This is a genomic window from Ornithinibacillus contaminans (genome assembly GCF_001038425.2).
Lineage (GTDB): Bacteria > Bacillota > Bacilli > Bacillales > Amphibacillaceae > Ornithinibacillus > Ornithinibacillus contaminans.
Genome location: NZ_LDPV02000029.1, coordinates 1 through 7,072 on the forward strand (window position 1 = coordinate 1; position 7,072 = coordinate 7,072).

9 protein-coding genes are annotated in these 7,072 nt (G+C 34.2%); 5 read left to right on the top strand and 4 right to left on the bottom strand.

Translation table 11 applies throughout. From position 1 onward, the window contains the following. Together JF53_RS06805 and JF53_RS06810 are read right to left on the bottom strand one after the other, a co-directional pair. Positions 1–593 (bottom strand): IS256 family transposase (locus JF53_RS06805; protein ID WP_201777894.1); only part of this gene is annotated, 593 nt, incomplete at its 3' end. A gap of 139 nt (positions 594–732) precedes the next feature. Continuing rightward, positions 733–1,224 (bottom strand): hypothetical protein, encoded by a 492-nt coding sequence (locus JF53_RS06810; protein ID WP_047982065.1) that lies wholly within the window; start codon positions 1,222–1,224, stop codon positions 733–735. Positions 1,225–1,400: 176 nt separating this feature from the next. On the opposite strand from JF53_RS06810, the gene JF53_RS06815 reads away from it, so the two are divergent. Both JF53_RS06815 and JF53_RS06820 read left to right on the top strand, forming a co-directional pair. Beyond that, entirely contained in the window at positions 1,401–1,709 is a 309-nt protein-coding gene (locus JF53_RS06815; RefSeq protein ID WP_047982066.1) for a hypothetical protein, read from the top strand. Positions 1,710–1,730: 21 nt separating this feature from the next. Next, positions 1,731–2,039, top strand: a complete 309-nt coding sequence (locus JF53_RS06820) for a hypothetical protein (RefSeq protein ID WP_047982067.1) — start codon at positions 1,731–1,733, stop codon at positions 2,037–2,039. Between the two features lie 17 nt (positions 2,040–2,056). Here JF53_RS06820 and JF53_RS17220 read toward each other — a convergent pair whose 3' ends face one another. Beyond that, positions 2,057–2,212: a YvrJ family protein gene (locus JF53_RS17220; RefSeq protein WP_330218281.1), complete on the bottom strand. Its 156-nt coding sequence runs from the start codon at positions 2,210–2,212 to the stop codon at positions 2,057–2,059. A gap of 184 nt (positions 2,213–2,396) precedes the next feature. Here JF53_RS17220 and JF53_RS06825 point away from each other — a divergent pair, with 184 nt between their 5' ends. Further along, positions 2,397–2,600: a hypothetical protein gene (locus JF53_RS06825; RefSeq protein WP_047982068.1), complete on the top strand. Its 204-nt coding sequence runs from the start codon at positions 2,397–2,399 to the stop codon at positions 2,598–2,600. Here the strand turns inward: JF53_RS06825 and JF53_RS06830 are convergent. Continuing rightward, positions 2,586–5,552 (bottom strand): Tn3 family transposase, encoded by a 2,967-nt coding sequence (locus JF53_RS06830; RefSeq protein ID WP_047981746.1) that lies wholly within the window; start codon positions 5,550–5,552, stop codon positions 2,586–2,588. The genes JF53_RS06825 and JF53_RS06830 overlap by 15 nt on opposite strands. A gap of 394 nt (positions 5,553–5,946) precedes the next feature. Here JF53_RS06830 and JF53_RS06835 point away from each other — a divergent pair, with 394 nt between their 5' ends. Together JF53_RS06835 and JF53_RS06840 are read left to right on the top strand one after the other, a co-directional pair. Then, complete coding sequence (locus JF53_RS06835; protein ID WP_047981747.1) at positions 5,947–6,447, top strand: matrixin family metalloprotease; 501 nt, start codon at positions 5,947–5,949, stop codon at positions 6,445–6,447. A gap of 24 nt (positions 6,448–6,471) precedes the next feature. Further along, on the top strand, positions 6,472–7,065 hold the full coding sequence (locus JF53_RS06840; RefSeq protein ID WP_047981748.1) for a hypothetical protein: 594 nt from the start codon (positions 6,472–6,474) through the stop codon (positions 7,063–7,065). Positions 7,066–7,072: the final 7 nt, after the last annotated feature.

Genomic DNA, 7,072 nt, shown 5'->3' on the forward strand with positions numbered 1-7,072 from the left:
GTATAGCCTAAAATGGTGTAAACAGCGTACTTTTTTGTCTCGTATTGATTGCGAATGGTTGTGTACATGCAGTCTACAAAGACAAAAGGATAACATTCATCTAAAGGACGACTTTGCCATTCTTCTAAATCAGGCAGCACGGTATCTGTGATATCAGAAACCATTTCATGAGACACAGAAAAGCCGTAAATGTCTTCAATGGTAGATGATATGTCTCGTTGGGACATGCCTCTCGCATACATGGAAATAACCTTGTCCTCTATTTCAGAAACATCTTTTTTACGTTTCGGGATGATCTGAGGTTCAAAAGAGCCGTCACGATCTCGTGGCACCTCGATTTCCACTTCCCCAGCACTGGTATTTAAGATTTTCTTTCCGTAACCATTTCTCCTGTTATCTGTGCTCTTTTCCCCTTTATCGTTTGAATCATAGCCAAGATGATGGTTCATTTCACCTTTTAACATGGATTCAAACATAGGGCCAAATATGTCTTTCAGTGCATTCTGCATGTCTTGTACGGACTCTGGTTGGTATTGTTCTATAATTCTATTAGCTAACTCTACTGATTTTGGATCACGCTTCGATTTCGCCATTAGAAACAACTCCCCAATTCATATATTCTTAGTTTAACAATAAAAAAATAAACTGCGAAGTAAGAGCCGTACGCTCTCTTACTTACACAGTTTATATTACACTCCCAACCGTTCCTTCTTGGAACGGTTTAATTATTTTCTATTCATAAATAACCTCTATGGCATCTTCAGAGTCTGGAACTTCACTTGAATAAGCAACCCAATACGTTATATCTAATGTTACTCCTTCAATAGGTTGATGGTTATATCTAACCATTTTAGCCTGCTCATTCAAAACCTTTACCTCTTTTGCAGGCTGTTCTGTTCTAATGATAGTTATTATCGGTGTCCCTTCCTCACCAAAAAATGTAATATCCTGTTGTGCGGTTTGTGTACCTATCCACTTTAGCTCATCTTCATTTTCCTCTAGAACCGAGACAAATAAAGCATTTGTACCTATTTCCTGATAAACCACAAATATATAATCGTCTTTGATGTCATAATCAATTATAGTATCAAATTTAGCGTCATTTTCTTTTAAAGTCTCATTAATTCTTTGTTCAAATGTTACTTCATTGGCACTTGTATTACTACATGCAATTAAGCTAATAAGAAGTATGGACATAAACATTACATTGACAAACTTTTTCATAAATAGTCCTCCTTTGTTTCTTTGATACTATATACGAATTAATCTTAGAAAAGATTCAGTTTTTTATTGTTTTATTAATTTAGGTTGATAATCAAGATTAATAACTCACTTTTAAATATGAAGAACTTAATCAATGATTAAAGTTCGAAATAAATAAAAGAAGGGAGGAATAAAAAATGCCAATCGCACCTTGTCCAACATATGGTGTTCATAGAATGGTAATGCAAGGATCTATTGTGGTTAAAGATGATGACACTAATGCTACTATTAGCAACTTAAGTAATTATTACAGATGTACTTGTGGAGAACGAGTTATCTCTGAAGGCATGGCTCATTATAATGTGCCACTTCGTGATTATGTAACTGAAGGTGGTATTCAAGGCACTACTATTATCAGTGGAAAGACAAATGCTTTTGTAGAAAGAGATTTAATTTATTATACTAGCCAAACTAGCATAGATGGTTACAGGTTTTATTCGGCTTAAACCTTACAGGGAGGAATAAAAATGCCAATCGCACCTTGTTCAAGATATGGTGTCCATAGAATGGTGATGCAAGGAATGACTGCTGTTAAAGATGATGATACACGAGAAAATATTAATACGCTAGGCAATTGGTACAAATGTGATTGTGGTGAACGTGTTATATCGGAAGGCACGCCACACTGGGACACAGCACTTTTAGAGTATGTGACCGAAGGCGGTATTATTGGTATGTTTTCTATCGGTGGAGTAGCAGGATTTTGGGTAGAAAGCGATCTTATTAATTATAGTAACAACAAGACCATTGACGGTTACAAATTTTACGCAGCTTAATATCTAAATAAAAACCCCTATTCATTAGGGGTTTTTATATTTTTGTTTAAGTTGTTAATTGCTAGAGTTAAATGTTCTATTTTCTTCTCAAGCCTTACTAATAAATAAATTGTGATGAATATTGGAAAACCTAAATCCCCAACTACGCGAATTATATCTTCTATTTTCCTCACCCCTTCTTTGTATTTACTATATAAAGTGATTCATCTCCTTTTGTTATCAATTTCCACTTAACAAAAAATATTTAACTATTGTAATTATTTACCTAATCATTTACCCTAAATGTACGAACATATATTCTTTTTGGTTGATATTTATTCTTCACCTTTCACTTTAGATATCAAAGGGGAGATTTTAATGGATAGTAAACTAAAATTATTTATGGAAAAACATAAGGGGGCTTTAAAACAACCAATAGTTAAAAGTTTTCTTGAAAATGAAAATAATATGCAATTACTTAACAAGGCTATTAGGGGTAGCGTCAGGAAAATGCGGATTTACAACGCTAAGCCCATTTCCCCGACGATTCTTTCGTTTTTAACAACGTTAAGAAAGTTTTAGTGGTCTTAAAGAATCTAATGAGATCACTTTCTCCGAATTAAAATGGTATTCTCCTAGTAAATTAATATGTTCCCAGCCTAAAGGTGACATATGGTGCAATAAGTCTTCATTAAAACTACCTGTCTGTTTTTGGTATTCAACTGCTTTTGTTAGATGTAGAGTATTCCAGATACTGATAGCATTGATGATTATGTTTAAAGCACTCGCTCTTTGAAGCTGATGCTGTATGGTTCGTTCCCTAAGCTCGCCTTGTTTTCCGAAGAAAATAGCTCTTGCCAGTCCATTCATGGCTTCTCCTTTATTCAATCCTCTTTGTATTTTTCTTCTTAGAGATTCATCCGAAATGTAATTCAAAATAAAGATCGTTTTTTCTATTCGGCCCATTTCGCGTAAGGCTGTGGCTAAGCTGTTTTGTCTTGAATAAGAACCTAGTTTCCCCATAATAAGGGATGCTGAGACTGTTCCTTCTCTTATTGAATGAGCTAATCGCAAAACATCCCCATAATTTTCTTCAATGACCTTTGGATTTATTTGTCCACGTAAAATAGCTTCTAGCTTTGGATACTCACTTGCTTTATCTATTGTAAATAATTTTGAGTCCGATAGATCTCTTATCCTTGGAGCAAATTTAAATCCTAATAGATGGGTCAATCCGAAAATTTGATCAGTGTAACCGGCTGTGTCTGTATAATGTTCTTCTATGTTTAAATCTGTCTCGTGATGTAATAAACCATCCAAAACATGAATGGCATCCCTTGAATTAGTATGAATAATCTTTGTGTAGTAAGAAGAGAATTGATCACTCGTAAATCGATAGATGGTGGTTCCTTTTCCAGTTCCGTAATGTGGGTTTGCATCAGCATGTAGCGATGCAACTCCTAGTTGCATTCTCATACCATCTGACGAAGATGTTGTACCGTCTCCCCAATAGGAAGACAATTGTAATCTGTGATGAAAATTTACTAATACGGCTTGGGCTTTATTCATTGCATCTTCATACATGCGCCATTGAGACACATTGGCTAGTTGCTTATATGTAAGTCCGGGTGTTGCATCAGCCATCTTACTCAATCCAATATTCATTCCCATTCCTAAAAGAGCAGCCATGATAATGATCGTTTCTTCTTTATCTGGTTTTCGATTATTGGAAGCATGAGTGAATTGCTCATGAAATCCTGTTAAATAGGCAACATCCATGAGTAAATCGGTTAATTTTATTCTTGGGAGCATCTGATAAAGGCTTGCACTAATTTTTTTTGCTTCTTCTGGAACATCTTTTTCTAAGCGTGCAATTGACAGCTTTCCTTTCTCAAGAGAAACTCCGTCTAAATTGCTGGAATTGGCAGCTAACCACTTTAACCTTTCATTAAGGCTGCTGGTTCTCTCCGTTATATAATCTTCGAATGATAAACTAACTGATAATCTCGTATTCTCCTTCGTTTGATTCCATGTATCTTCTGAAAACAAATATTCCTCAAAATCTCTATATTGTCTGCTACCAACAATGGAAACATCTCCTGCCCGAACATGCTCCCGAAGTTCTGTTAAAACGGACATTTCATAGTAATGACGATTGATTGTTGTACCATCATCCTCGTATAAATGCTTTTTCCAACGTTTTGAAATAAAATCCACCGGTGAGTCATCAGGTACTTTTCGCTTTCCAGATTTGTTCATTCCCCGGATAATCTCTACAGCTTGTAAAAGTGGTTCATTTGCCTTTGTAGAATGAAATTCCAATACCCTTAATAGCGTTGGCGTATATTTTCTAAGTGAATAAAATCGTTTTTGCAGTAAGTCTAAATAATCATAGTCGGCAGGACGTGCAAGCAACTGAGCTTCTTCCACCGAAGAGACAAAGGAATTCCATTCAATAACGGATTCCAAAACCTTGAAAACGTCTAATTTTTCCTCTTTCGCTTTAATTAATGCTTGTCCAATGTTCGTAAAGTGTATAACCTTTTCGTTCAGTTTTTTACCATTTTGTTTTTGAATTTCTTCTTGAGCTTTTCGTCCCTTCGATAACAAACTTAGTATTTGTCTATCATGAATTTCAAAGGCTTTATCTGTTAACTCTTGAGTAAGATGTAATAAATAGATGGCTAATATCGAATAACGCTTGTTTTCCTGAAAGTCACGGAATGCATAAGGCTCATATCTTGAACCTAATCGAGATAGCTGTAACAGGCGATTACGATGCAAGTGACTAATTTGTACCGTCTCTAATTCAATTCCTCGTATGTATTCGAGTCGTTCTATTACTTTTAGAAATGTTTCGGGTGAAGGATGACCCGGTGGTTCCTTTAACCAACCCAATATCGTTTTATTGGATTCGATTGGATGCTGCGAAGTAATGATTTCTTCAAGCTTTTCTTTTTGCTTGTTTGTTAGAGATTGACTAACCGTATTAAACAGCTTCTTTTCAGCCATTTCTCTCGCTTCCCACACTATTCTTTCAAGTGTAGTGATAGCAGGCAGTATGATTTTGTTTTTTCTTAGAAAATCTATGCATCCATGTAATAGATGAATGGCATCACCATTCTCCAAAGCTATTTGATGAAGATGCTTAAATGTCATTCGATATTCTTTCAGAGTAAAAGTTACAAAGTCATATTCACTTCGAATTTCTTTCAAATGATCCCAAAGTGTATTTTCTCTTTGAGGATAATGACTAAGCGAAGATGGAGTGGTACCGATTTGTTTCGATATATAATGTATGACTGAATCTGGGATGCTTTTGATATGGGTGTATGGCCAACCGGGATACCTAAGAACGGCTAATTGAATAGCAAACCCTAAACGGTTTTCCACTCTCCTTCGCTTATTAATAACTTCTAAGTCCTGTTTGGAAAAAGTGTAGTAGGTTCCCAATATCCACTCATCTTCAGGAACTTGCATAAGAGCTAGTCTTTGATCTGGCGTAAGTAATTCTCTTCCCCTTGCAATTTTCATATTGTATCATCCCATCTCTGTAATCATTCAGTTTATTAGTACAATTATATATCAATAGAGTGTGATACAAGTGTAATAGGCTGATAAAATCATAGTGTCAATTTAGACGTAATTTTGCACCTGTTTTAAGCGCTATTTTGATTATAAGTAAATATAAGAATGCTATCTTTTAATAAAGGGTAGCGTCAGGAACATATATTTATATTGAGCATCTATTAGAGGAGTTTAGCTCATAAAAAGGAAAATTGATTCTATTAAAATTATATAAATATATTAAAATATAGGTATTTTGAATCTTTTGCATAATATTACTATTGTAATATACTTGTAATATACTAAATTTTTAAAAAAGGGGGATAGAGTGACTCACAATAATATATTAGGAGGTAAACGAATGAAAAAAACTATGTTATTCTTTACTTTAATATTACTTTTGATTTTTTTAAGTGTAAATCCAGTATCTGCTCATTTCATGACCGACAGAAGTAAGCATTCCGTAGATAATGGTGAAATAAGATGGGGAACATATCACGGAAGTACTAAATGGACAAGTGCTAGAAACACTGGTATTACACAATGGGATAATGAGGGAATCATCAATATTGCCGGTGATACTACTAGTACTGTAGAAGACTTATCCTTCACTGATTATTCTGCATCTGATGGTGTATTAGGCTCATGGCAAAAATATACTGGAGCCGATAGAATTAGATTTAATAATAACTATTTCAATAATATGTCTGCATGTGAAAGAAACAAAACAGCTTTACATGAATTAGGACATGCTTTAAATCTCGATCATAATAACGTTGCAGGAAGTGTTATGAAAAGTGGTTATATTTGCCAAAACTTTTTAGGGGCACATGATAAATCAGATTTAAAAGAACGTTGGTAAATTCAGATAAGGAGGTATAAGTTTATGAAAAGAAAAATTCTATTCATTCTTATAGGTATTTCTGTAATGGTTATTGGATTATTTAGTTATAACGGAGTTAATTCAAATGTCAATGCTAAAGAACATAAAGTAGAAGAAGATGTTATAGAAATCGGAGCTACATTTATGGCTGATTTTGATAACAAACAGATTTTAGCAGGTACAGTAGATTATATTTTTACTGGTAAGGTAACACAAAAGTTAGGAGAAATTGATAATCTTGCTTATCCTACTACACAATTTAAAGTAGAGGCTAATAATCAACTACAAGGAAAACTTCCTTCTAAAGAAGTGACTATTAATCAATATGGAGGGCACTTGAAGGAAGAGGTAGATGGAGAAACAATTGAAACTTTGTATTTGTTTGAAGGAGACCCTTTACTAGAAACTGGAAATGAATATGTTTTTGCTGCTAACAAACAGGAAGATGGTAGTATCCTTATAATTCCTTTGTATGGTAATACAAAAATTGAAAAGAATTCTATAAGTACGAGTGAAATATTAGATGAATTTGAGGAAGCAGTAAAAAACCCTATTATTCCTGAATTGCAGCAAAAAGTAAATGAATCAAAAAAGTAAAAAAATA

What these genes read in the sequence shown, in the direction of transcription:
- JF53_RS06810 (WP_047982065.1), bottom strand. Translation starts at nt 1,224, where the DNA reads ATGAAAAAGTTTGTCAATGTAATGTTTATGTCCATACTTCTTATTAGC.
- JF53_RS06815 (WP_047982066.1), top strand. Translation starts at nt 1,401, where the DNA reads ATGCCAATCGCACCTTGTCCAACATATGGTGTTCATAGAATGGTAATG.
- JF53_RS06820 (WP_047982067.1), top strand. Translation starts at nt 1,731, where the DNA reads ATGCCAATCGCACCTTGTTCAAGATATGGTGTCCATAGAATGGTGATG.
- JF53_RS06825 (WP_047982068.1), top strand. Translation starts at nt 2,397, where the DNA reads ATGGATAGTAAACTAAAATTATTTATGGAAAAACATAAGGGGGCTTTA.
- JF53_RS06830 (WP_047981746.1), bottom strand. Translation starts at nt 5,552, where the DNA reads ATGAAAATTGCAAGGGGAAGAGAATTACTTACGCCAGATCAAAGACTA.
- JF53_RS06835 (WP_047981747.1), top strand. Translation starts at nt 5,947, where the DNA reads ATGAAAAAAACTATGTTATTCTTTACTTTAATATTACTTTTGATTTTT.
- JF53_RS06840 (WP_047981748.1), top strand. Translation starts at nt 6,472, where the DNA reads ATGAAAAGAAAAATTCTATTCATTCTTATAGGTATTTCTGTAATGGTT.